At 73.6% G+C, this 21915-nt stretch carries 16 protein-coding genes; 13 read left to right on the forward strand and 3 right to left on the reverse strand.

The window, feature by feature from the left end; genetic code table 11:
- Window positions 1-111: 111 nt before the first annotated feature.
- Together B086_RS0107840 and B086_RS0107845 are read right to left on the reverse strand one after the other, a co-directional pair.
- On the reverse strand, window positions 112-1227 hold the full coding sequence (locus B086_RS0107840) for a GNAT family N-acetyltransferase (protein ID WP_018565857.1): 1116 nt from the start codon (window positions 1225-1227) through the stop codon (window positions 112-114).
- Window positions 1220-2512: an ATP-grasp domain-containing protein gene (locus tag B086_RS0107845; protein WP_018565858.1), complete on the reverse strand. Its 1293-nt coding sequence runs from the start codon at window positions 2510-2512 to the stop codon at window positions 1220-1222. Before B086_RS0107845 ends, B086_RS0107840 begins: the two co-directional genes overlap by 8 nt.
- A 240-nt stretch (window positions 2513-2752) precedes the next feature.
- Between B086_RS0107845 and B086_RS0107850 the strand changes: the two genes are divergently transcribed.
- From B086_RS0107850 to B086_RS0107910, 13 genes are all read left to right on the forward strand, one after another.
- Entirely contained in the window at window positions 2753-4066 is a 1314-nt protein-coding gene (locus B086_RS0107850) for an MFS transporter (RefSeq protein WP_063746764.1), read from the forward strand.
- Window positions 4066-4926, forward strand: a complete 861-nt coding sequence (locus B086_RS41880) for an alpha/beta fold hydrolase (protein ID WP_018565860.1) — start codon at window positions 4066-4068, stop codon at window positions 4924-4926. Before B086_RS0107850 ends, B086_RS41880 begins: the two co-directional genes overlap by 1 nt.
- Window positions 4927-5245: 319 nt before the next feature.
- Window positions 5246-5968: a class I SAM-dependent methyltransferase gene (locus tag B086_RS39410; RefSeq protein WP_234029278.1), complete on the forward strand. Its 723-nt coding sequence runs from the start codon at window positions 5246-5248 to the stop codon at window positions 5966-5968.
- 11 nt (window positions 5969-5979) lie between these two features.
- Window positions 5980-7266: a peptide ligase PGM1-related protein gene (locus tag B086_RS0107865; RefSeq protein ID WP_018565862.1), complete on the forward strand. Its 1287-nt coding sequence runs from the start codon at window positions 5980-5982 to the stop codon at window positions 7264-7266.
- A gap of 4 nt (window positions 7267-7270) precedes the next feature.
- The gene (locus B086_RS41885; RefSeq protein ID WP_018565863.1) at window positions 7271-7882 is read left to right on the forward strand and encodes an SET domain-containing protein; all 612 of its coding nucleotides are present in this window, start codon (window positions 7271-7273) and stop codon (window positions 7880-7882) included.
- Window positions 7883-8085: 203 nt separating this feature from the next.
- Window positions 8086-9531 carry a KamA family radical SAM protein gene (locus B086_RS39420; protein WP_018565864.1) on the forward strand — a complete coding sequence of 482 codons (1446 nt, stop codon included), beginning with the start codon at window positions 8086-8088 and terminating at the stop codon, window positions 9529-9531.
- A gap of 85 nt (window positions 9532-9616) precedes the next feature.
- A complete protein-coding gene (locus B086_RS0107880) occupies window positions 9617-10939 on the forward strand; it encodes a lysine N(6)-hydroxylase/L-ornithine N(5)-oxygenase family protein (RefSeq protein ID WP_018565865.1) in 1323 nt (440 codons plus the stop codon).
- Between the two features lie 101 nt (window positions 10940-11040).
- Window positions 11041-12114: an NAD(P)/FAD-dependent oxidoreductase gene (locus B086_RS0107885; RefSeq protein ID WP_018565866.1), complete on the forward strand. Its 1074-nt coding sequence runs from the start codon at window positions 11041-11043 to the stop codon at window positions 12112-12114.
- On the forward strand, window positions 12111-14108 hold the full coding sequence (locus tag B086_RS0107890; protein WP_018565867.1) for a class I tRNA ligase family protein: 1998 nt from the start codon (window positions 12111-12113) through the stop codon (window positions 14106-14108). Before B086_RS0107885 ends, B086_RS0107890 begins: the two co-directional genes overlap by 4 nt.
- Before the next feature lie 1070 nt (window positions 14109-15178).
- Entirely contained in the window at window positions 15179-16765 is a 1587-nt protein-coding gene (locus B086_RS0107895; protein WP_018565868.1) for an ABC transporter substrate-binding protein, read from the forward strand.
- Entirely contained in the window at window positions 16762-17712 is a 951-nt protein-coding gene (locus B086_RS0107900; RefSeq protein ID WP_018565869.1) for an ABC transporter permease, read from the forward strand. The genes B086_RS0107895 and B086_RS0107900 overlap by 4 nt, the downstream gene beginning before the upstream one ends.
- Complete coding sequence (locus tag B086_RS0107905) at window positions 17709-18569, forward strand: ABC transporter permease subunit (RefSeq protein ID WP_018565870.1); 861 nt, start codon at window positions 17709-17711, stop codon at window positions 18567-18569. Before B086_RS0107900 ends, B086_RS0107905 begins: the two co-directional genes overlap by 4 nt.
- Window positions 18566-20146, forward strand: a complete 1581-nt coding sequence (locus B086_RS0107910) for an ABC transporter ATP-binding protein (protein ID WP_037873035.1) — start codon at window positions 18566-18568, stop codon at window positions 20144-20146. Before B086_RS0107905 ends, B086_RS0107910 begins: the two co-directional genes overlap by 4 nt.
- An 81-nt stretch (window positions 20147-20227) precedes the next feature.
- Here B086_RS0107910 and B086_RS0107915 read toward each other — a convergent pair whose 3' ends face one another.
- On the reverse strand, window positions 20228-21892 hold the full coding sequence (locus B086_RS0107915) for a (2,3-dihydroxybenzoyl)adenylate synthase (protein ID WP_018565872.1): 1665 nt from the start codon (window positions 21890-21892) through the stop codon (window positions 20228-20230).
- Window positions 21893-21915: the final 23 nt, after the last annotated feature.

Here is a 21915-nt window from a genome sequence, read left to right on the forward strand (position 1 = left end):
CCCGGACAGGGCAGGAGACCAGGGCGGCAACCACCGCCACCCGCGGCGATGGCTCGCCTCCCGCGGCTCGCGGCACCGTCCCGCCCGCAGGGGCGCCGAGTCGTCCCGGGCTCACCCGGCGGCCGGAGACGCCACCGCGTCGAGCACGGCCTCGGCCCGTGGTGTCAGCGGCTTCACGGCGAGGAGCTGCGGCAGGGCGCGGGTGCCCCTGAGCAGTTTGGCGTGGTCCGCGCTGGTGCCGTACTCCAGCACCTTGACGGCCGGGTCGGAGCAGGCGTGGGCGATCGGCAGGTGGTAGCCGACCACCGAGTACATGGGCAGCCCGCGGCCGATGTCGTAGTCGAACCCGGCGTGGAAGCCGTACAGCCGGTCCTCGTGGTGCAGCCACAGCGACATGGCGAACAGCCGGCCGTCCAGTTCCGCGGTGAACACCGAGGCGGGCACGTGCTTCGCGATGGCCTCGAACCACTCGGTCAGCTGGCCGAGCGTGGACGTCTGCCCGTACTTCCGCTCCAGGTGGTGCGCGAGCGCGGCGACCCGTTCGACGTTCGAGCCGTCCAGGGCACTGTGGCCGGTGACGACGCCCGCCTCGGAGAACAGGCGCAGTTCCTTGCGGATCCGGACGCGCCGACGGGACGGGAGCGCGGCGAGATAGGTCTCGTGGTCCCGGTGGCCGGAGTCCAGGACATGCCGTGCGGGGGCGGGCAGTTCGCAAAAGCCCGCCCGGCGCAGATCGGCGCGCAGGGCGGTGTCGTCGGCGTCCAGGAAGGGGAAGAAGACCGCCCGGCCGTCCTGGTCCCGGGCGGTGGCCACGGCCTCGTCGATCAGACCGCGGCGGGCTGCGGCGGCCTCCTGGACGTCGGCACCGGGACGGGTCAGCACGGTGGAGTTGAACCACCCCCCGCACATCAGGGAGGGCAGGAGGGCGTCCTCCAACTCGGCGGGCGGCAGGTGCCGGGCGCCGGGCAGTTCCCGGACCATCTTGTCCAGGCGGCAGGTGTCGTCGTCGACCGTGCGGTCGAACGCCAGCACCGTGAGGCCCGCGGTGAGACTGTCGTCCTCACCGGCGACGAGGCACCCGTGGGCGGCGGGCACCCAGGGCCCCACCTTGTCCTGTTCCACCGCCAGCCACCGGGGGGCGCAGAACAGGTCGGCCGGACCGCACAGGGCCGCCCAGGAGGGCAGGGCGGCGGCCCGCGCGAGGTCCAGCAGCCGGGGCTCACGCATCGCCGCACCCCCGCTCGTCGCCGCGCAGGGTGCCGGTGAACCAGGACGCCACCTCGACCAGACGGGCGCGGGCGGCCTCCTCGGTCGGCGCGTGGACGAGGGCCTTGGCGGCCAGGAGGTGCGAGGCCCGGCGCATGTCGTCGACCAGGTCACCCTCCTTCGCCCACAACTGCGCCTCCACCACCCCCGGTCTGGCCTCGATGTCCCCGCGCGTGGGCAGGTTGCGCAGCGGGCCCGGCGGCGCGGTGAGGTTCGCCCAGCCGAAGGAGCCGGGGCGCGGCTCCCCCGCGTCGGCCGGGGTGGGGGAGGGGGCGTCCAGGACGGCCGCGGCCCACTCGTCGTACAGGTCGGTGCCGTACTTGCCGCGTACGGCCTCCAGGACCATCCCGCCGCCGATGCGGCCCGCGCACTCGCTGAAGGTGAGGACGCCGTCCTCGTGGAAGGCCTCCAGGTGGAAGACCCCGTCCGTGTGGTGCAGCGCGGTCAGGGCCCGCTCGGTCAGAAGGACGGCGGCGTCGGTCAGTTCGCGCTCGGTGACGTCGTCCAGCGTGGCGGAGGCCACGAGGCGGCCGCGGTGGACCTCGACGACGTTGTGCAGGTAGCGGCTGGCCGAGGCCAGGACGAGCTTCCCGTCGCGCACCGCGCCGTCGATGTGCAGTTCCTCGCCGGGTACGAACGCCTCGACCAGCCACGGTCCGGCGGTGCCGCCGGCCTCTTCGGCCAGGGCGTCCAGCGTGGCGCTCATCTCCCGGCGGTCGCGCACCACATGGGTGTGCTGGGAACCGGCTCCGGCGGGCGGCTTGACGACGCACGGCAGGCCGATGCCGTGCGAGGAGACGGCCTGTTCCACCGCCGCCAGGTCCGGGACGCGTACGCACGCGGCGACCGGGAGGCCGGCCCGGCGTATCAGCCTCTTCTGGGCGGCCTTGTCGCGCAGGGACAGCGCACCGGCGACGGAGACCGCACGGCGGCAGCCGAGGCTGCCGAGGACGGCCGCCGTGACGATCGCGAACTCGTCCTCGGTGCACACGGTCCAGAACGCGCCGGGCGACAGGCCCAGTTCGTCCAGCGCGCCGAGCACGCTCTCCGGGCTCGTGTGGTCGGCGGCCACGGCCAGCGGGCCGTCGAAGCCCTCGTCCGTCGGCTTGAACCGGTCGGACGACGACACGACACAGGCCACCCGCGCGCCGAGCCGGCCCAGCGCCTCGACGGCCTCCCGCTGCCATCCGAGATAGAGAATGTCGTGCTCCGCGCCGGTCGGGCGCGGTGAGAACGCGTTCGCCACCCTGCTCGTCCCCCCTCGGAATTTCGCCAAGCGGTCCGCATTACCCGCTGGCCGGAAAGTTTCACCCCCCTCCGGCCGGCGTACGGCAAGGCTTCCATAGGTGCTTTGCCTGTGGCAACATCACTCTCGCTCGATCGCATGTGTATCACTGGTATCTTCATGACAGGGGGGACTTCGCGTGATGTGTTTCCGTGTGCGGCACGCCACGGATACGGCCGGATCACGGGTGAGTGCGTCAGCATGACACCACCGCAAGGTTCCGTGGATTCCGCCGTGAATCCGGCCGTCACGTACCGACAGGTCCTCGCAAGCCGCAACGTTCCACAACTCCTGCTCGCGGCATCCCTTTCCCGGCTGGCGCACGGGATGCTGCTGTTCGTCATCGTGCTGTATGCGCTCGCCGAATTCGACTCGGCCTCGGTCGCCGGAATGTGCGGCTTCTTCCTCACCCTCCCGGGGTTCCTCATCAGCCCGGTCGCCGGTGCCGTTCTCGACCGGTTCGGCGCGCTGCGGGCGGTGGCCCTGGACACCGCGGCCAGCGGACTGATCATCGGCGCGATCGCGGTGTTCTCCCTGGCCGACCGGCTGGCGCCGGTCGTCCTCTACGTTCTGCTGGCGCTGTTCTCCCTGACCAGCCCGCTGACCGACGGGGGAATCCGGACGCTGTTCCCGCAGTTCGTCCCGGATTCCGCCTACGACCGGGCGAACGCGCTGGACCTGAGCACCTATTCGGTGATCGAGGTGGGCGGTCCGCTGGTCGCCGGCACCCTTTTCGCCGCACTCGGCGCCAACCCGACGCTGATCACCGTGGCCGCCATGTACGGGCTCGCCGGACTCAGCCTGGCCCTGCTGCGCACGGGCACATCGACCGGTGCGGCGACCGCCGCCGAGGCCACGGCCGCGGGCGCCGCGTCCGAGGGCGCCACGGCCGATGCGGCCGGACCGCGCCCGCACCTGCTGCGCTCGGCCTGGGAGGGCGTCGTCTACCTGCTGCGCAACGCCACCCTGCGCGGACTCGCGGTCTCCTACTCCCTGTTCCAGGTGTCGTACGGGATGCTGGTCCTCATCGTCCCGGTCGCCATCGCGCGGTGGGGCACCGAAGGGGACGCGTCCAGCCGCTGGGTGGGTGTGGTGTGGGCCGTCGCCGGGCTGTGCGGCGGCATGGGCGCGCTCGTGGCCGGCAAGCTCGTCCGCGCCGGGGTCGAACGCCGCTACCTGGTGGGGGCCACCGCTCTGGCGGCCGTCGCGATCTACCCCCTCAGCGCGCTGGGCTCCCTCGTCGCCCTCACCGTCGGACTGGCCGCGTTCGGCCTGATGGAGGGGACGGTCAACGTCAGTCTGCTCTCCCTGCGGCAACGGCGTACCGACCCGGGCTGGCTGGGCCGCATCATGACCGTCTCCATCAGCGTCAACCTGATCGGGTTCCCCATCGGCACGGCGGCGGGCGGCTTCCTGGTGGGGGCCACCTCGCCGCAGAACGCCCTGGCCGTCGCCGCGGTGCTGACGGTGGCCTCCGCGCTCTGCGCCCGGCTGTTCGTCCCGAAGGAGGCGTGATGGCGCTGCGGCTGGCCGACACCCGGTACGGCAGCGGCCCCCTGCTGGTGTGCCACCCCGGCGGACCGGGCATGCACCCGCACTACCTGGACCCCCTGGCCGCCCTCGCCGCCCCGGGCGGCCGGACGGTGGCCCTGGTCCACCCGCGCGGTACGGGAGACAGCCCGCGCCCGCACGGGCCGGGAGCCTACCGGCCGGAGCGGTACGCGGAGGACCTGGTGGCCTGGATCGAGCGGGAGGCGGGCGGACGCCCCGTCGACCTGCTGGGCCATTCGCACGGCGGGATGGTCGCCGCCCTGGTCGCCGCGGACCGCCCCGACCTCGTCCGCAGCCTGGTGCTGCTGGCGACGCCCGCGTACGGCGGCGACGCGGCCGAGGCCGAGGCGGAGGCGTTCCAGCAGGCCCGGCGCGCCGAGCCGGCGGTCGCCGCGGCGCTGGCGGCGCTCGCCGCCCAGGGGGACGACTATCCCCCGGACGACGCCGCCCTCGGCCGGCTCGTCGCCGACGTCATCCCGCTGTGGGTGGGGCCCATGACCCCGGCGGTACGCGCCTGGCAGGCACGGCTGGCCCGGTGGCCGGCGAACACCGACGCGCTGCGCCACTTCAACGAAGAGGTGTTCCCCCGGCTGGACGCGGTGATGGAGCGGGCCGCCGACGTGGTCCGCCCCACCCTGGTCATCGCGGGGGACCTGGACGGCTGGGCCGGTCCCGGCCACGTGGCGCGCCTCACCCGGTCCGTCGCCCGCGGCACGCCCGAAGTCGTCGCCGGGGCCGGGCACATGTGCCACGCCGATGCCCCCGAGGCCGTCACGGCGGCGATCCGGCGGTTCCTGGACCACAAGTCCGTAATTCACGTATGATGGGAAAGAATAGGGAAAGGCTAGGGGAAAGCTGCGGACCGGCGGCGGGGGGATCAATCGCCAGCACTGCTTCTCGTTCACCGAACCTCATCTGAAAGGGTCTTTCCCGCTCTCCTTCTCCTGCCCATTCAACGGGTCGCCTGGAGATTGTTCCCGATAACACCGACGGAATTTAGTCGGTGGCAAGGCTGCGCTTTTCCTGTCGCCATGCAGGCATACCCGGTCATCCTTCCGGGGGACTTGGAACGCCCGTCCTCGCCCGGCCGTGGCGACGATGTTCCGACCATCGCGAGAAAGCGAAAGGAAGCATCCCTTGAGCGTGCAACAGGACTGGGAAGAAGACGACTCGGGCGAATTCATCGAGCTGGGTGAGTACTTCGTCCCGGAACGCGACGTGCAGATGGACGTCGTCACCTCGCTCGTCCCGGAGCCCGGGGGACCGGCGCAGATCCTGGACCTGTGCTGCGGCCAGGGCCGGCTGAGCGGGGCGCTCCTCGCCGCCTTCCCGCAGGCCACCGTGGTGGGACTGGACCTGAGCCCCACCATGCTGGGCACCGCGCAGCAGGAGCTGTCCTCCTACGGCCCCCGCTTCGTCACCGAGAAGTTCGACCTCGCCGCCGCGGACTGGCGCACCCGCGACCAGGCACCGGCCGCCGTCGTGTCCTCGCTGGCCGTGCACCACCTGGACGGTGCCGGCAAACGCGCCCTGTTCGCCGATGTGTTCGCGATGCTGCGCCCCGGCGGAGCCCTCGTCATCGCCGACCTCGTCCAGCCCGTCGGCGCGCGCGGCCTCGCCCTCGCCCGCCGGATGTGGAACGAGTCGGTCAAGGCGCAGAGCCTGGCCGGGACGGGCGGCCTCGAACCGTACGAGCGGTTCCACGCGCTGGAGTGGAGCTGCTACGAGTACCCCGACGAGCTCGACAAGCCCTCCCCGCTCCCCGACCAGCTCGGCTGGCTGCGCGACGCCGGCTTCACCGACGTCGACGTCCACTGGATGAAGGCCGGCCACGCCGTCTACGGCGGCGTGAAGCCCCGGAAGTGAGGACAACCACCGTGCATCGCGAGCACCCCCTGCTGGTCTTCGGCAACTTCGTCAACGAGCTGATGGTCACCGTCCCCGTGCACCGGCACGCCGACGCGCTCGTCGCCGTCTCGCCGCGCAAGATCTGGCTCACCCAGCCCGGCGACGTCCTCGTCACCCCCCGCCCCATGTCCGGACCGCTGTGCGACTACGCCTGCGACCTGCTCGGCTTCTCGCCCTCGGACGTGACGCTGCTGGACGCCCCTACGGACGGACTGGCGACCCTGACCGCCGCCGTCCGCCGCAACGGCCTGGTGGAGCGGCTGCGTTCGGAGGTGCGGCAGCGTCCCGGCATCCGCATGCAGCCCTTCGCCCAGGACCGCCCCGCCGTCGAGTTCGCCGCGGAGATCGGCGTACCCCTGGAGGGATACGGGCCGGACGGCGTCCCCGCGAGCGCCGTGGCGGCCGCGTACCGGATCAACACCAAGCCCGGCTTCCGGCAGGTCGCCGGCGACCTCGGCATCAGGATCGCCGACGGGCTCACCTGCGACACCCCCGAGGAACTGGCCGCGGGCCTGCGCAAGATCCTCACCGAGAAGGGCGCGGCGGTCGTGAAGCCCGCGCGCGGCTCCAACGGCTACGGCGTCGGCTTCTGGGACGCGGCGGACCTGCCCGAGCTGGAGGCCGGGCTCGCCGCCTACCTCCCGACGGTCGCCGAGCAGCCCCCCGGCTGGGTGGTCGAGGAGCGGCTCGGCTTCGCCCGGGTGGTGACCGTCGAGATGGAGGTGGACGAGGACGGCCCCCGCGTCCTGCACGTCGGGGAGATGCGCACCCCGAACGGCAGCTTCAGCGGGCAGGTCACCCCGCTGGTGGCGAGCAGTTCGGCGGTGGAGGAACTGGTCGAGAGCGGACTGGCGTTGGGCCGCCACCTGCACACGGAGGGCTACCGCGGCCCCTTCGACATCGACGGCGGCATCACCGCGGACGACGTGCTGTACTCCACCGAGAGCAACGTCCGCAAGACCGGCTGCACCTATCTGGACCTGCTCGTCCGGCGGCTGCTCGGCACGGAGCGGGCGGCCCGGACCGTATGGGCGGCCGACTCCCGTCCCGGCGGTGTCGAACGGGACTTCGCCGCCGGACTCGCGCGGGTCCGCAGCGCGGGCCTCGACTTCACCGCCGGCGCACGGGAAGGCGTGGTCCTCACCTCCGACACGCTCGCCTTCGACGGCAAGTGGCGCTACCTGGTCCTGGCCGAGAGCCACAGCCGGGTGGACGAACTGGAGTCCGGTCTCGCCGACGTGCTGAAGCTGTCGTGATCCCGTGCTGACCAAGGGGATCGACGTACGCGCCAGCCGCACCCACAACGTGGGACTGTTCGCCACCGAGACCGTCCCGGCCGGGACCGCCGTCTGGGCACCCTGCACCAAATGCTCCCGCTGGTCGAAGGAGGAGGTCGCCGCGCTGCCCGAGGCCCGCTTCACGGCGCTCGACACCTACGGGCACCTGCTGCGGGACGGCAGCCTGCTGCTGCCCTGCCTCGGCGCCTACCTGATGAACCACTCCTGCGAGGCCAACGTCCTCGACCTCGGGCTGGACTTCGGCATCGCCGTACGGGACATCGCCCCCGGCGAGGAGGTCACGTGCGACTACGCGACCTTCGTCGAGGACGCGGGCTGGAGCATGCGGTGCCTGTGCCGCGGCCCCGGCTGCCGGGGGACGGTCACGACGGACCAGGGCGGCGACCCCGCCGTCACCGGACGCTGGAAGGACCGGGTGGAGCAGGCCCTGCGGCAACTCCCCGAGGTCGACCAGCCGTTGCACGACGTACTCGCCCCTCTGAGCGAACCCTACGGCCGGGCGCTGCGCGGACTGAGCACCCTGGACCAGGTGTCCAGCGGCGCGAGCGTGTGCGCGCCCTCCTTCGTACGCTGACCGCCCGGCCGGCTCCGGAGGCACGGCCCCCGGGCCGTCGCCCGTAGCCCGGCCCGGGTCCCCCGCGCCCCGCGGCACCACCGCCGCGGGGCGCGGGGCGGCGGAGCGGCAGCGCCGGTACGGGGTGGCGAGGGCCCGGCCAGGGCCCGTACCCCCACCGTCCCGCCCCCGGCACCGACGTGGAACCGACCGAGAGGATTGGCATGTCCGACGGCCTGTCACAGCCGTACTCCTACCGCCGCACGGAGGCCGAGGAACCCGACTGGCGGCGCTTACCCGGGTGGCGCGAGGCCACCGAGGAGGAGTGGGACTCGCCCCAGTGGCAGCGGGCCCACTGCGTGAAGAACCTCCGCCAACTGCGCGCGGTCACCGGCGATCTGCTGGACGACACCTTCTTCGCGGACCTGGAGCGCGACCAGCGCGAGCGCGCGACCATGTCGCTGCTCATCACCCCGCACATGATCAACACCATCGCGCCGCACGCCCCGTCCGGGCGGCCCGGGTCGCTGACCGACGCCTACTACTCCGACCCGGTGCGCCGCTACATGCTGCCGGTGTTCTCCGACCGCCGGACGGACTTCCCCTCCCACCCCTACGCCGACCGCGACTCGCTCCACGAGCGGGACATGTGGGCCACCGAGGGGCTGACGCACCGCTACCCCACCAAGGTGCTGGCGGAACTGGTGACGACCTGCCCGCAGTACTGCGGCCACTGCACCCGCATGGACCTCGTGGGCAACTCCACCCCGCAGGTCGGCAAGACCCGCTTCGTGCTCAAGCCCGAGGCACGGCTCCAAGCCATGATCGACTACCTGCGGAAGACCCCGGTCGTGCGGGACGTGGTGGTCTCCGGCGGCGACATCGCCAACGTGCCCTGGCCCCGCGTCGAGGCGTTCGTCGACGCCCTGCTGGAGATCGAGTCGGTACGAGACGTACGGCTGGCCAGCAAGGGCCTGATCGGGCTCCCGCAGTACTGGACCGACGGCGCCGTCCTGGCGGGTGTGGCACGGCTGTCCGAGACGGCCCGCGCGCGGGGCGTGCAGATCGCGCTGCACACCCACGCCAACGCCGAGCAGCAGATCACCCGCAGCGTCGCCCACGCCTCGCGGCTGCTCCTGGACGCCGGCCTGCGCGACGTGCGCAACCAGGCGGTCCTGCTGCGGACGGTCAACGACACCCCGCACGCCCTGCTGGACCTGTGCTTCGCCCTGCTCGACCGGGCCGGGATCATGCCCTACTACTTCTACATGTGCGACATGATCCCGTACAGCGAGCACTGGCGGACGTCGGTCGCCGAGGCACAGGAACTCCAGCACGCCATCATGGGCTACCTCCCCGGCTTCGCGACCCCACGCATCGTCTGTGACGTGCCCTTCGTGGGGAAGCGCTGGGTCCACCAACTCGCCGACTACGACCGGGTGCACGGCATCTCCTACTGGTCCAAGAACTACCGCACCCACCTCGACCCGGGCGACGCCGACGACCTGTCACGGCTCCACGAGTACTACGACCCGGTGTACACCCTCCCGGACGAGGGCCGCGAGTGGTGGCGCTCGCACGCCCTCGGCACCCCCGCACCCGGCACCCCCGCACCCGGCGCGCCCACCGGCGGCGCCGCCCCGGGCCCCCGCTTCTCCGCCGTGCGATGAGGCCCCGCCCCGCGCGCCGCCGCCCCCACCGGTGACCGGCGCAGTCAGTGATCCCTCCATCGTCACCCGAAAGAGAGGCCCGGACATGGGACACAACCGTCCCGAACACCCCGTGGCGCACTACCGGTGCATCGGGGTCGGAGTGGGACCGGCGAACCTGAGCCTGGCATCCCTCCTGCACACGCCCGCCGAGGTGTCCAATCTCTTCCTCGACCGGAAACCGGCCTTCGGCTGGCACGACGGACAGCAGATCGACGGCACGACCCTCCAGGTGTCGCTGTTCAAGGACCTGGTCAGCCTCGCCGACCCGACCAACCCCTTCTCCTTCCTCGCCTACCTGCACGACCGGGGCCGCGCCTACCACTTCATCAACGCGCAGTTCACCGCGGTGCCCCGGCAGGAGTTCCGCGACTACCTGGCCTGGGCCTGCGCCCGCAACGACAACATCGTCTTCGGCGAGGAGGTGCGGGAGGTCGGCTTCGACGCGGGCGTGTTCCGCGTACGCACCGGCCGGCGCACCCTGACCGCCGACAACGTCGTGCTCGGCGTCGGCAGCCGCCCGTACCTGCCGCCCCAGGCAGCACGCCGACCGGAGCCCACCCAGTTCCACGTCAGCGAGTTCACCACCCGGGCCCGCGAGATGGGCGGCAAGCGGATCGTGGTCGTCGGCGGCGGACAGTCCGGCGCGGAGGCGTTCCTGGACCTCATCTCCCGGCCCGGCGACGCGCTGCCCCGCCGGGTGTCCTGGATCTCCCGCCGCCGCAACTACTTCCCCATCGACGACTCGCCCTTCACCAACGACTTCTACATGCCCTGCCACTCCGACTACTTCTACGGCCTGCCCGTGGAGGCGCGGAAGGCGTTCAACGCCGAGCAGGTGCTGAGCAGCGACGGGATCTCCCCGCACACCCTGCGGGCCATCTACCAGCGGATGTACGTCCACCGCTTCGTCGACGGACGGCCCGACCTGGTGCGGCTTCAGCCCAACCGCGAGGTCGTCGGGGTCGGCCGGGGCATCGCGGACACCTGGGACATCGCGACCCGGCACCACGAGCAGCCCGGCGAGGTGGAGCGGCACGAGGCGGACGTGGTGGTCTGGGCGACCGGCTTCCGGCCCGCGCCCACCGGCTTCCTCGCCCCGATCGCCGACAGGCTGGAGCGCGAGGACGGCGAACTCCGCGTCGACCAGGACTTCGCTGTCCGCTGGGACGGCCCGCCGGACCGCAACATCTTCGTCCAGAACGCGGTACGGCAGCAGCGCGGTCTCGCCGACCCCAACCTGAGCCTCAACGCCTGGCGCAGCCGGCGCATCGCGGACCGGCTGCGCGGGGTGCGCAGCGACGACCCGCTGGCCTCGTTCATCGAGTGGTCGACGAAGACCGGCCCCAAGAACGCGTGGCTCCCGTGACGGCGCCCACGGACCCCGTGCCCCCGGCCGCGGACACAGCCGCCGTCAGGGACAGAGACAGGGACAGGGACAGGGACTGGTACAGGGACGGGGGCGCGCGCGTGGACGTGGACGTGGTGGTCGTCGGGGCCGGGGTCATCGGCTGTATGACCGCCCACGAGATCGTGACCCGCCGCCCCGGCACCTCCGTCGTGGTCCTGGACCAGGACACCATCGGCTCCGGCGCCAGCCACCGCTCGGCCGGTCTGCACTTCCCCCGCGGCGCCACCGAACGGGTGCGCCGCATGGCCGCCCGCAGCCAGGACGCCTACACCGCGCTGCTGGCCCGCTACCCCGACCTGCCCGTCCGCCCGCTGCCCATGACCGTGGTCGCCTCCGCCGGCCGCGCGGCGGAACTGCGCGCCGCCTACCTGCCGAGCGCCCGCCTGCGGCCCGTGCCCGGTCCGCCCGATGACCGTGTCCTCCTCCCGCCCGGCACCGCGGCCTGGCAGGGCGACGGCTGCCAGTACGCCGACGTGTCCGCCCTGACCCAGTTCCTCGCCCGGCGGCTGCGTGGCCGGGCCGCGTTCCACGAGGGCGTGCGCGTCACCGGCGTACACCCCGGCGAGCGGGCCGTCGAGGTCGTCCTGAGCACCGGCCGGACCCTCACGGCGAAGCGGGCGCTGCTCGCCCCCGGGCCCTGGCTCGCCGCCCCCGCCTGGCAGGGACTCGTGGCACCCCTGGGTGCCCGGGTGAAGAAGATCGTGGCGATGCACCTCGACGTGCCGCCGCGCGACGGCGACCACGCGATCGTCTTCCACGACGAGGACGCGTTCCTGCTGCCCCTGCACCACCGCGGGCACTGGCTGTTCAGCTACACCTGCCCGGAGTGGGACGTCGACCCCCGGACGGTGACGGAGGGCGTCTCGGCGCGCAACCTCGCCGAGGCCCGCGCCGTACTGGGCCGCTACGCGCCCGCCCTGGTCGGCGACTGCGTCTCGGGGCGGGTCTTCTGCGACGCGTACGGCCCCGCCCACGAGCCGCTCGTGACGGCGCTCGACCCGCACGGGCGCCTGGTGTTCGCGGGCGCGGCGGGCGGCTCGGGCTACCGGCTCGCACCCGCCCTCGCCGCGGAGGCCGCCGATCTGCTCGATCCCGCACACCCCGCACACCCCGCACAGGAGGCCCAGAGGTGATCATCAACAGGTACGACCCGGACGCGCTGCACGAGGCGTTCGGCATCGACATGAGCTCCGTCGAGGGCCTGGGCGTCGGGGCCGGCTGGGGGCGGGTCGCCCCGGGCCGCAGCTCCGACAGCCACCACCACGACGAGACCGAGCTGTTCGTCGTCGTCGCCGGCAGCGGCGAGTTCGTGGCCGGGACGCAACGGTTCGCCGCCGAGCCCGGCACGGTGGCGCTGTTCGAGCCCTTCGAGTCCCATGTCCTGCACAACACCGGCAGCACCGACCTGGTCTTCCTCACCCAGTACTGGCGGGACGCCGAGCGCGCGATGGCCTCGGCCCGGTCCACCGCCCGCAAGAGCTTCGGCGACCGGCCGGTCTTCGTCTTCTCCACCCCGCCCACCCCCAACGGCGACCTGCACCTCGGCCATCTGTCCGGGCCGTATCTGGGTGCCGACGCCTACGTGCGCTTCCAGCGGATGAACGGCACCCGGGCCTGGCACCTGACCGGCAGCGACGACTACCAGAGCTATGTCCTGGGCGCCGCCCGCCACGAGGGCGGCGACCCGGCCGGCACGGCGGCCCACCACAGCGCCGAGATCGCCGAGACGCTGCGGCTGATGGACATCGAGCCGGACCAGTACACGGTCACGAGCACCGACCCGCGCTACCCGGACGGGCTGCGGGAGTACTTCTCCCGGCTCGTCGCCTCGGGAGAGGTCACCCCCACCGCCGGTGAGGGACTCTTCGACGCCGACGGCGGCCAGTACCTCTACGAGGTGGACGTCACCGGCACCTGCCCCCACTGCGCGGCCGGGACCGGCGGCAACCTGTGCGAGGAGTGCGGCGAGCCCAACGTGGTCAGCGACCTCAAGGACCCCCGGTCCGCGCTGTCACCGGCCGCTCCCCGCCGCGCACCGGTCACCCGGCTGTCCCTGCCCCTCCACGAGTTCGCCGACGCGGTCCGCGCACACCACGGCCAGGGACGCGTCCCGGCCCGGCTGGCGGAGCTGGCCCACCGCCTGTTCACCCGCCCCGCCCTCGACCTCCCCCTCACCCACCCCTCCACCTGGGGCGTGACCCCCGCCGAGGACACCACCGACGGCCAGGTCATCTGGGTGTGGCCCGAGATGGCGTACGGCTTCCTCCACGGCATCCAGGCCCTGGGCGAGCGCGACGGCGAGGACTGGCGGGCGCTGGACCCCGGACCGGACTGGAAGATCGTCCACTTCTTCGGCTACGACAACAGCTTCTACCACTCGGTGCTCCACCCGGTCCTCTACCAGCTCGCCTTCCCGCGGTGGGCACCCGACATCGACTACCACGTCAACGAGTTCTACCTGCTGGAGGGCGAGAAGTTCTCCACCAGCCGCCGCCACGCCGTCTGGGGCAAGGAGATCCTCGGGCCCGACAGCGTCGACGCGGTCCGGTACTTCCTCGCCCGCACCCGCCCCGAGGGCGAACGCACCGACTTCCGGCGCGCCGTCTACGACGCCGTGCTCCGGGACACCCTCATCGGCACCTGGCAGGAGTGGCTCAACGACCTCGGGCGCCGCGTCGACACCCACCACGGGGGCACCGCCCCGGACGCCGGGAACTGGACCCCCGAGCACTCGGCCTTCCTCGGCCGGCTCGGCAACCGGCTGGCCGCCCTCACCGCCGCGCTCGGCCCCGACGGGTTCTCCCTGCGGCAGGCCGCCGCCGAACTGGACGGCATCGCCCAGGACGCCGCCGCCTTCGGGCGCCGCCAGGCGCTCCTGGCGGGCAACCGGGAGTGGCACGACGAGAACCGCACCGCGGTCGCCCTCGAACTGGCCGCCGCCCGCCTGCTCGCCACCGCGGCCACCCCCCTGATGCCCCGCTTCGCCTCCCGGCTCGCCACGGCCCTGGGGCTGCCCCGGCCCGAGACCTGGCCGCACACCGTCGAACTCCTCCCGCCCGGCGGCCCCGTCGGCCTCACGTCCGCCGTCTTCTTCCGCCCCAGCCCGGAGGCGCCCGCCGCGAACTAGGGCCACGGGCCGCCACCTCAGTCGTCGAACGGCGGCTCACCGTTCCGGAAAACACAGATGCGCTCCTTCGGCGGCCGGGCCGGAGGAGCGCATCGTGTCGGTGGCCGCCGGAGTCGCTACCGCCGCCGGAGGAGAAGCATCCCCCCGTGGGCGCGGCTCAAGCGGTCGGCTGCCCGCCCGATCAGGGAGGTCGCCGTTCGTGGCGAGCCGACGCCGGTGGAGGGTCGCGCGGGCCGCACGGACGCGCCGCAGTCCACCTTCACTCTTGTCCCCCCTTGAGTGGAGAGCAGGTCGGAACAGCCCTGCCTGTCGGGCATCGCCGAGCCTGTCCAGAGCGCCGATCGAGGCTCGTCCACCACGCTGTACGCCTCTGTGCGCGACGGGTCGAACGGGGCGACGACAATGTCGGGGCGGGGTGGGAGGTGCCGATCTTCGGAGGGACGAGGTCGAGGTCCGGCGGCGGTCGCCGGTGACACGGTCGTGCCCGGCGTCCCGGACGCCTGCACCGATGGCTTGTCGTCCTTGTCGGCGCTGGTCAGGACAGCAGGGGCGACAGCGGTGATCAGACCGAAGACGCCACCGCCGAGAGTCGTGATCACCGCTCCGACGAGGGCGACCTTGCCACCTTCGCTCAGCCCCGCGAACCAGTCCCGGGCGCGGCGCAGGGCCGAGCGGCGAGGCGGCGGCGGTGGCGGGCCGGGGGCAGGGGCCGGATCGTTGTTGTGAGGCGGCGACGCCGAAGACACCAAGTACCCCCCTGAGCGCGGCGGTTGGTTGCGCCTCAAGAGCGTAGAGCAGCCGAGCGTCCGTCCCCACCCGGATGACGGAGATGCCGGGCGCGGACGGGCCGTCCGGATCTTTATTGAATATGGAAGTCGTTTTCGTCTATTGTCTGGTTGTCGTGCCGCGAAGGTGTGCGCGAGGCCGTGCGGTACGGCCGTCCGTACGTACCGCCCGTCCGTCCGCGCGCTCGTCGTTCCCCGGTCGACAGTCCCCGCCCCGGCCCCGGTTCCTGTGCCGCGGAGATTCCCCGGTGCTCGGTTCAGCTCCGCAGAACGTCAAGGAGAGACATGTCCAGACAGTTCGACCGCCGTGCCTTCCTCCGCCGGGGCGCGGTGGGTGCCGCGGCTCTGGCGGCGGGATCCGGCCTGCTGGCCGCGTGCTCCGCCGACGAGCCCCGCTCCGGCCGGGCGGCGGGAGCCGGTGCCCCGCCCCGCTCGGGCGGCACGCTGCGAGCCGCGTTCGTCGGGGGCGGCGCCTCCGAGTCCCTCGACTTCTTCAACAGCCCCTCGGCACTGGATCTCGTGCGCGCCCGCGCCTGGCACGGCACGCTCGGCGACCTGGATCCGGACGGCGCCGACGGGGTGCGCTACGGCGTGCTCAAGGGCATCGACATCTCCGACGACCTGTCGGCGTACACCCTGCATGTGCGCCCCGGCGTCCGCTTCACCGACGGCTCCGAACTGACCTCCGCCGACATCCTGCACTCCCTCACCGCCCTCGCGGCCAGGAGCACCTTGCCCGTGTACCGGCTCGCCGCCGCCGACTTCGACCTCGCACGCGCCAGGGCCGACGGCGACCTGAAGGTCGTCCTGCCCACGCGCCGGCCCGTCGCCGACGGCCGCATGATCCTGTGCCAGGGCAACTTCCTCGTCGTCAAGAACGGCACGAAGGTCTTCCGCGAGGGCATGCCCAGTTGCGGCCCGTTCCGGCTGACCGGGTTCACCGCGGGCCAGGGCTCGGCGTTCGAGCGCTACGACGACCACTACGGCCATGTGCCACACCTGGACGGCCTGGAACTGCGGTCGATCGCGGACTCGACCGCCAGGGCCGGCGCGCTCACCAGCGGTGAGATCGACTTCGCCCACGACCTGTCACCCGTCACCGCGCGCACGCTCGACGACAACGGGAAGGCCGAACTCGTCCCGACGAAGAGTCCCTACCTCGTCGGTCTCTCCTTCCAGATGAACATGAGCGCCGAGCCCTTCGACGACCCCCGGGTACGGGAGGCGTTCAAGCTCGCCGTCGACCGGCAGGCCATCGTGAGGACCGTGTTCCACGGCAGCGCCCAGGTCGGCAACGACCTCCCCGCCATCGGCTTCCCCGACTACGCCGAGGGTCTGCCCCAGCGCGCCCACGACCCGGAGCGGGCCCGCGCGCTGCTCAAGGAGGCGGGAGCCGAGGGGATGAAGGTGACGCTGACGACCGGCCCCGAGACCCCGGGCATGGTGGAGACGGCCGCCCTCTTCGTCGAGGACCTGAAGAAGGCGGGTGTCCGCGCCTTGGTCCGGGAGCTGCCCGCGGGGCAGTTGTACGCGGACTTCCCCGCGTACGCGGCGCTGCCGCTGGCCGGCTCCTACCAGATGCCCGTCCCCGCCCTGTCGGCGTACCAGATGAGTACGGCGGGCGGATCGCCCTCGGCGTTCGGCTGGAAGGACCCCGCGACCGACGCCCTCGTCGCCGGGGCACGCGCCGAGAGCGACAGCCGCGAGGCGAAGAAGCTGGGCACCCGGGCGCAGCGCACACGCTGGGAGGGGGGCAACCAGGTGCTGCCGGTCTTCAAGCCGAACCTGAACGCCCAGGCCAAGGGGGTCACCGGGATCCGCGACGACCTCTTCGAGCAGTTCCCCGGCTTCTCCCGGGCGTCGCTGGCGTGAACCTGGCCGCCTTCGTCGGCCGTCGCCTCGCGGGCGCGGCCGCCCTGCTCGTCCTGCTGTCGGCCGTGATCTTCGCGGCGACCGCGGTCCTCCCCGGGGACGCCGTGAGCGCGATCGCGGGAGCGGACGCCTCCGAGGCGCGCCGCGCCGACGTCCGGGCCGGGCTCGGCCTGGACCGGCCGGCCGCCGAGCGGTACGCGGACTGGCTCGTGGGCGCGGTGAAGGGGGACCTGGGCCGTGGATTCGTGGGGGGCCGGCCGGTCACCGAGGTCCTGTCGGCCCGGCTGCCGAACAGCCTGCTCCTCGCCGGACTGACACTCGCGGTCACCGCGCCGCTCGCCACGCTGCTGGGCCTGTGGACCGGCCTGCGCGGCGGCGCCGCCGACCGCCTCGTCTCGACGGCCGCCCAGATCCTGGCCGCGGTACCGGAGTTCGTCGTCGCCATGCTGCTCGTCGCCGTGCTGGCGGTGTGGCTCGAGGTCCTGCCCCGGGTCTCCGTCATCCCCCTGGGCGGCACACCGCTCGACGTGCCGCGCGCGCTGATCCTGCCCGTGCTGACGCTCAGCGCGGTCGGTCTCGCGGTGGCCACCAGGCTGCTGCGGGTCTGTGTCGCCGACGTCGCGGCCGGCCCCTACTGCGAGGCCGCACGGCTCAACGGAGTGCGCGGGGCGCGGCTCGCCGTCCGCCACATCCTGCCCAACGCCGCGGGCCCCGCCGTGCAGGCGCTCACCCTCACCACGGGCGCGCTGGTCGGCTCGGCGGTGGTGGTGGAGAACGTCTTCGACTACCCCGGGATCGGCCGGGAACTCCAACTGGCCGTGGCAGCACGGGACATACCCATGGTGCAGGGCATCTCCACCGCGCTGGCCGGGGTGATGCTCATGGTGCTGCTGGCGGGTGACATCTGCGCGCGTCTGCTGGGCGCACGGGAAGGGCACGGACGATGACGACGGTCCTCACCCCGCCGGGAAGACGGCCACGCGCCGGACGGCCGGGCGCACCCCGGCGCCGCCGGCCACCGCTGATCACGGCGGCGGCCACGCTGCTCGTCCTTCTGTTCGCCCTGCTGGGCCCGCTCCTCGCTCCGCACAGCCCCACCGCGGGGCTCGCCGCCCCCTTCCAGCAGCCCGACGGCCGGTTCCTCCTCGGCACCGACGTGCTGGGCCGGGACGTGGCGAGCCGGGTGCTCGCCGGAGGCCGCACCATCGTCCTCACCGCCCTGGCCGGTACGGCGGCGGCCGGAGCCGTCGGGACGGCCGTCGGCGTTCTGGCGGCGCTGGCCTCCCGACGGCTGGGCGACCTGCTGCTCCGCTGCGTGGACGTCCTCGCGGTGCTCCCCGGCCTCCTGGTCGTCCTCGTCCTGGCCGCGGGGTTCCCCGGCAGCCGCGCCGCCCTGGTGGCGGCGGTCGCCCTGGCCACCGCCCCGTTCTCCACCCGTGTGCTGCGTGCCGCGGCGGACACCGTGCTCGCCGCCGGGTACGTCGAAGCCGCCCTGGCCCGGGGCGACGGCCGATGGGCCGTGCTGCGCCACGACGTGCTGCCCAACATCGCCGGAGCGGCCCTGACGGACACCGCGCTGCGCCTGGTCGCCTCCCTCCACCTCACCGCCACCGCGGGGTTCCTCGGCCTCGGACCGGGCGGGGCGGCGCCCGACTGGGGACGCATGGTGAGTGAGAACGCCCCGGGAGCGACGCTGGCCGCCGTGCCCTTCCTCGCTCCGGCGCTGCTGCTGGTGCTGCTGTCCGTCTGCGTCGGCCTGCTGGCGGGGCGGCTGGCGGACCGGGCGGGGCGGGGTGCCGCATGACGGGCCGAGCGACCGCCGGCGCTTTGTACGCCGGTACGCTCGCCGAGGTCGGCGGGCTGACGGTGGGCCCCGCGGCCGGAGGGCCGCCTGTCCTGCGCGACGCCTGCCTCTCGGTGCGGGCCGGGCAGGTCCTGGGCGTCGTCGGCCGTTCGGGGTCGGGCAAGAGCAGTCTGGCGCACGGCCTGCTCGGGCATGTGCGTCCGGGGCTTGAGGTCCGTGCCGGAACCGTCCGGGTGGCCGGTCTCGACCCGTTCGACCGGGCGGACGCGCGACGGCTGCGGGGCAGAGTGGTCTCCTTCCTGGGGCAGGACCCGGCCTCCTCGCTCGATCCCGCGCTGCGGATCGGCACCCAGATCGCCGAGGCGGTACGGCTGCGCTCGACCGCGGCGGGCGGAGGGGACGTCCGCGCGCGGGTGGAGGAACTGCTGCGGTCCGTGCGGCTGCCCGCCGACAGGGGCTTCCGGCGGCGGCTGCCCCGGGAGCTGTCGGGCGGGCAGGCCCAGCGGGTGGCCCTCGCGCTGGCCCTGGCGGGCCGGCCGCGCCTGCTGGTCCTGGATGAGCCCACCAGCGGTCTGGACCCGGTCCTGGCGGACGGGATGCGCGGTCTGCTGGCCGAGACCCTGCGGGCGGGGGACCGCGCCGCGCTGCTGGTCAGCCATGACCCGGCCTGGCTCGGTTCGGTGGCGGACGACGTGATCCGCCTGGAAGGAGGGCGGATCGCCGGGCGGGGGATCCCGGCCGCGCCGTCGCCCGTCCAGCCCTCCCGTGCCCCCTCGCGCGGCGGCTCCCCCGGCGCGGCCCCCCGCGCCACCGCGGCCGGACCCGTGGCGGCCGGCGGGCTCCTCGTGCGGGGGCTGTACGCCGTGCACGGGCGGTCCGCCGTGCTGCGCGACGTCTCCCTCACCGTCCCGGCGGGCTCCTGCACCGCCGTCGTGGGGGCGTCGGGATCGGGGAAGACGACCCTCGCCCGATGTCTCGCGGGGCTCCATCCGAGGGCGGCCGGGAGTGTCGAGTGGCGGGCCGACGGCGCGCCGCGGCGGCGCGGGGCTCCGGTGCAGCTCGTCGCGCAGGATGCCCGCGGCGCCCTCAATCCGCGCGAGTCCGTGGGGACCGCGCTCACCCGCCCGCTCAGGGGAGTGGGCGGCGGATCGGCGCGGGGCGCGTCCGAGGAGGCGGTGCGGCTGCTGCGCCTGGTCGGGCTGGACGAGGACGTACTGGGGCGCCGGCCGGGGGAGTTGTCGGGGGGCCAGCGCCAACGCGTGGCACTGGCGCGGACGCTCGCCGCCGGACCGCGTGTCCTCGTGTGCGACGAGATCACCTCGGCCCTCGACCGGGAGACGGCGGGCCGCGTGCTGGACCTGCTGGACGGGCTGCGGCGGACACCGGGCCTGACCGTCGTCATGGTGACGCACGACCTGGCGGCCGCGGCCTCGCGCGCGGACCAGGTCGTCGTCCTGGACGAGGGCCGGGTGGTGGAAGCCGGCCCGGCCGACCGCGTCCTGGTGGACCCGGAGCATGCCGTCACCCGGAAACTGCTCGCCCCCGAGGGCCGTCCGCTCCCCACCGGGCCGAAGTAGGCGCGGTCGGAGGGGGCTTCACGCGGCGGCCCGCGGGGGCGCCCGGCACAGCAGCCGGCAGGCGCCCCCGCGTGCCGCGCGTCACCGGCGCGGCAACTCCCGTGCCAGCGCGGCCTTGTCGACCTTCCCCACGGCGGTGAGCGGAAGCTCGGACACGCGGACGACCTCGTCCGGCGCCTTGTACTCGGCGAGTCCGCGCTCCTTCAGATGGGCGGCCACCTCCCGCACGCCGGGGACCTCGCCGTCGCAGACCACGAAGGCGACGGTCCGCTCGCCCCTGCGCTCGTCCGGCACACCCACCAGCGCCGCCGCGGTGATCGCCGGATGCGCGAGCAACTGCTCCTCCACCTCGACCGCGGCGATCTTCTCGCCGCCGCGGTTGATCTGGTCCTTGATCCGGCCCACCACCACGAGGTGCCCGGACGGCAGCCGCCGCACCACGTCGCCGGTGCGGTAGTAGCCGTCCGGGGTGAAGGCCGTGCGGTGGTGCTCCTCGGCGCGGTAGTAGCCACGCAGCGTGTACGGGCCCCGGGTGAGCAGTTCGCCCGCCGACCCGTCCGGCACGGGCCTGCCGTCGCCGTCCACCACCAGGATCTCGTCGTCCGGCGAGACGGGACGGCCCTGGGTGGCGCAGACCAGGTCCTCGGGATCGTCGAGCCGTGTGAGGTTGATCAACCCCTCGGCCATGCCGAAGACCTGCTGCACGGTCACCCCGAGTGCCGGGCCGAGCTCGCGGGCCTGCTCCTCGGGCAGCCGGGCCCCGCCCACCTGCACCACGGCGAGACTGTCCAGGTCCCAGGAACCGGAGGCGGCCTCGTCCATCCAGTGGGCGACGAGCGGCGGCGTGAGGGAGGTCAGGGTCACGCCCTCCCGCTCGACGAGAGCGAACGCCGTCTGCGGGCTGGGATCCGGGGCGACCACGACCGTGCCGCCGGCCATGAGGGTGCCGAGCACACCCGGGCAGGCGAAGGCGAAGTTGAACCCGAGCGGCAGCACCGCCAGACAGACGGTCCGCTCGTCGACGGCACAGACCTCGGCGCACGCGCGGGCGTTGTACGCGTAGTCGTCGTGCGTGCGCGGGATGAGCTTGGGCAGGCCCGTGGTGCCGCCGGACAGCAGCAGGAGGGCGATGTCGCCGGGGTCCGCTCCGCCGTCGTCGGCACCCGGCGCCGGCAGGGCGTCCGGCGGGGTGAGGCCGTGCGAGGGGGGAGACGCCGCCCGCAGCGCCTCGAACGACACGAATCCGCTCTCCCGGCCGGGATCGCCGACCACGACGACGGTCCGCGGCGCGCCGTCCGGTCCGTTCTCCGCCCGCACCGAGCGCATCAGCTCACGGTGGTCGAACCGTGCGTGCCGGTCGGGCACCACACAGGCCACCGCACCCGACACGCGGACCAGATGGCCGATCTCCCGGCGCCGGTGGCCGGGCATGGCGTGCACCGGGACCGCTCCGAGGCGCTGTAGCCCGAACCAGACGAGCACGAACTCGGCGCGGTTGGGGAGCTGGACCACGACCCGGTCCCCCCGCCCGACGCCGAGCCCGCGCAGTCCGTGGGCGACGCGGTCGGCCTCGGCGTCCAGCTCCGCGTAGGTCCACCGGCGGTCCCCGTCGACCAGGGCGACACGGCTCCCGTGGCCGGCGGCGGCCCGGCGCAGGCGGGCGCCGAAGGTGACTCCCTCCCAGTGCCCGGCGGCCCGGTAGCGCGCCGATTCCGCCTCGGACCAGGTCTGTTGAGTCTCGGTCATGGGGTTCTGCCTCTCGTTGCCGG

It is taken from the genome of Streptomyces sp. PsTaAH-124 (assembly GCF_000373685.1).
Lineage (GTDB): Bacteria > Actinomycetota > Actinomycetes > Streptomycetales > Streptomycetaceae > Streptomyces > Streptomyces andamanensis.

Bases quoted from the DNA above. Each gene is read 5' to 3' on its own strand.
- B086_RS0107840 (WP_018565857.1), bottom strand. From the start codon at position 1,227: ATGCGTGAGCCCCGGCTGCTGGACCTCGCGCGGGCCGCCGCCCTGCCC.
- B086_RS0107850 (WP_063746764.1), top strand. From the start codon at position 2,753: ATGACACCACCGCAAGGTTCCGTGGATTCCGCCGTGAATCCGGCCGTC.
- B086_RS41880 (WP_018565860.1), top strand. From the start codon at position 4,066: ATGGCGCTGCGGCTGGCCGACACCCGGTACGGCAGCGGCCCCCTGCTG.
- B086_RS39420 (WP_018565864.1), top strand. From the start codon at position 8,086: ATGTCCGACGGCCTGTCACAGCCGTACTCCTACCGCCGCACGGAGGCC.
- B086_RS0107880 (WP_018565865.1), top strand. From the start codon at position 9,617: ATGGGACACAACCGTCCCGAACACCCCGTGGCGCACTACCGGTGCATC.
- B086_RS0107895 (WP_018565868.1), top strand. From the start codon at position 15,179: ATGTCCAGACAGTTCGACCGCCGTGCCTTCCTCCGCCGGGGCGCGGTG.
- B086_RS0107905 (WP_018565870.1), top strand. From the start codon at position 17,709: ATGACGACGGTCCTCACCCCGCCGGGAAGACGGCCACGCGCCGGACGG.
- B086_RS0107910 (WP_037873035.1), top strand. From the start codon at position 18,566: ATGACGGGCCGAGCGACCGCCGGCGCTTTGTACGCCGGTACGCTCGCC.
- B086_RS0107915 (WP_018565872.1), bottom strand. From the start codon at position 21,892: ATGACCGAGACTCAACAGACCTGGTCCGAGGCGGAATCGGCGCGCTAC.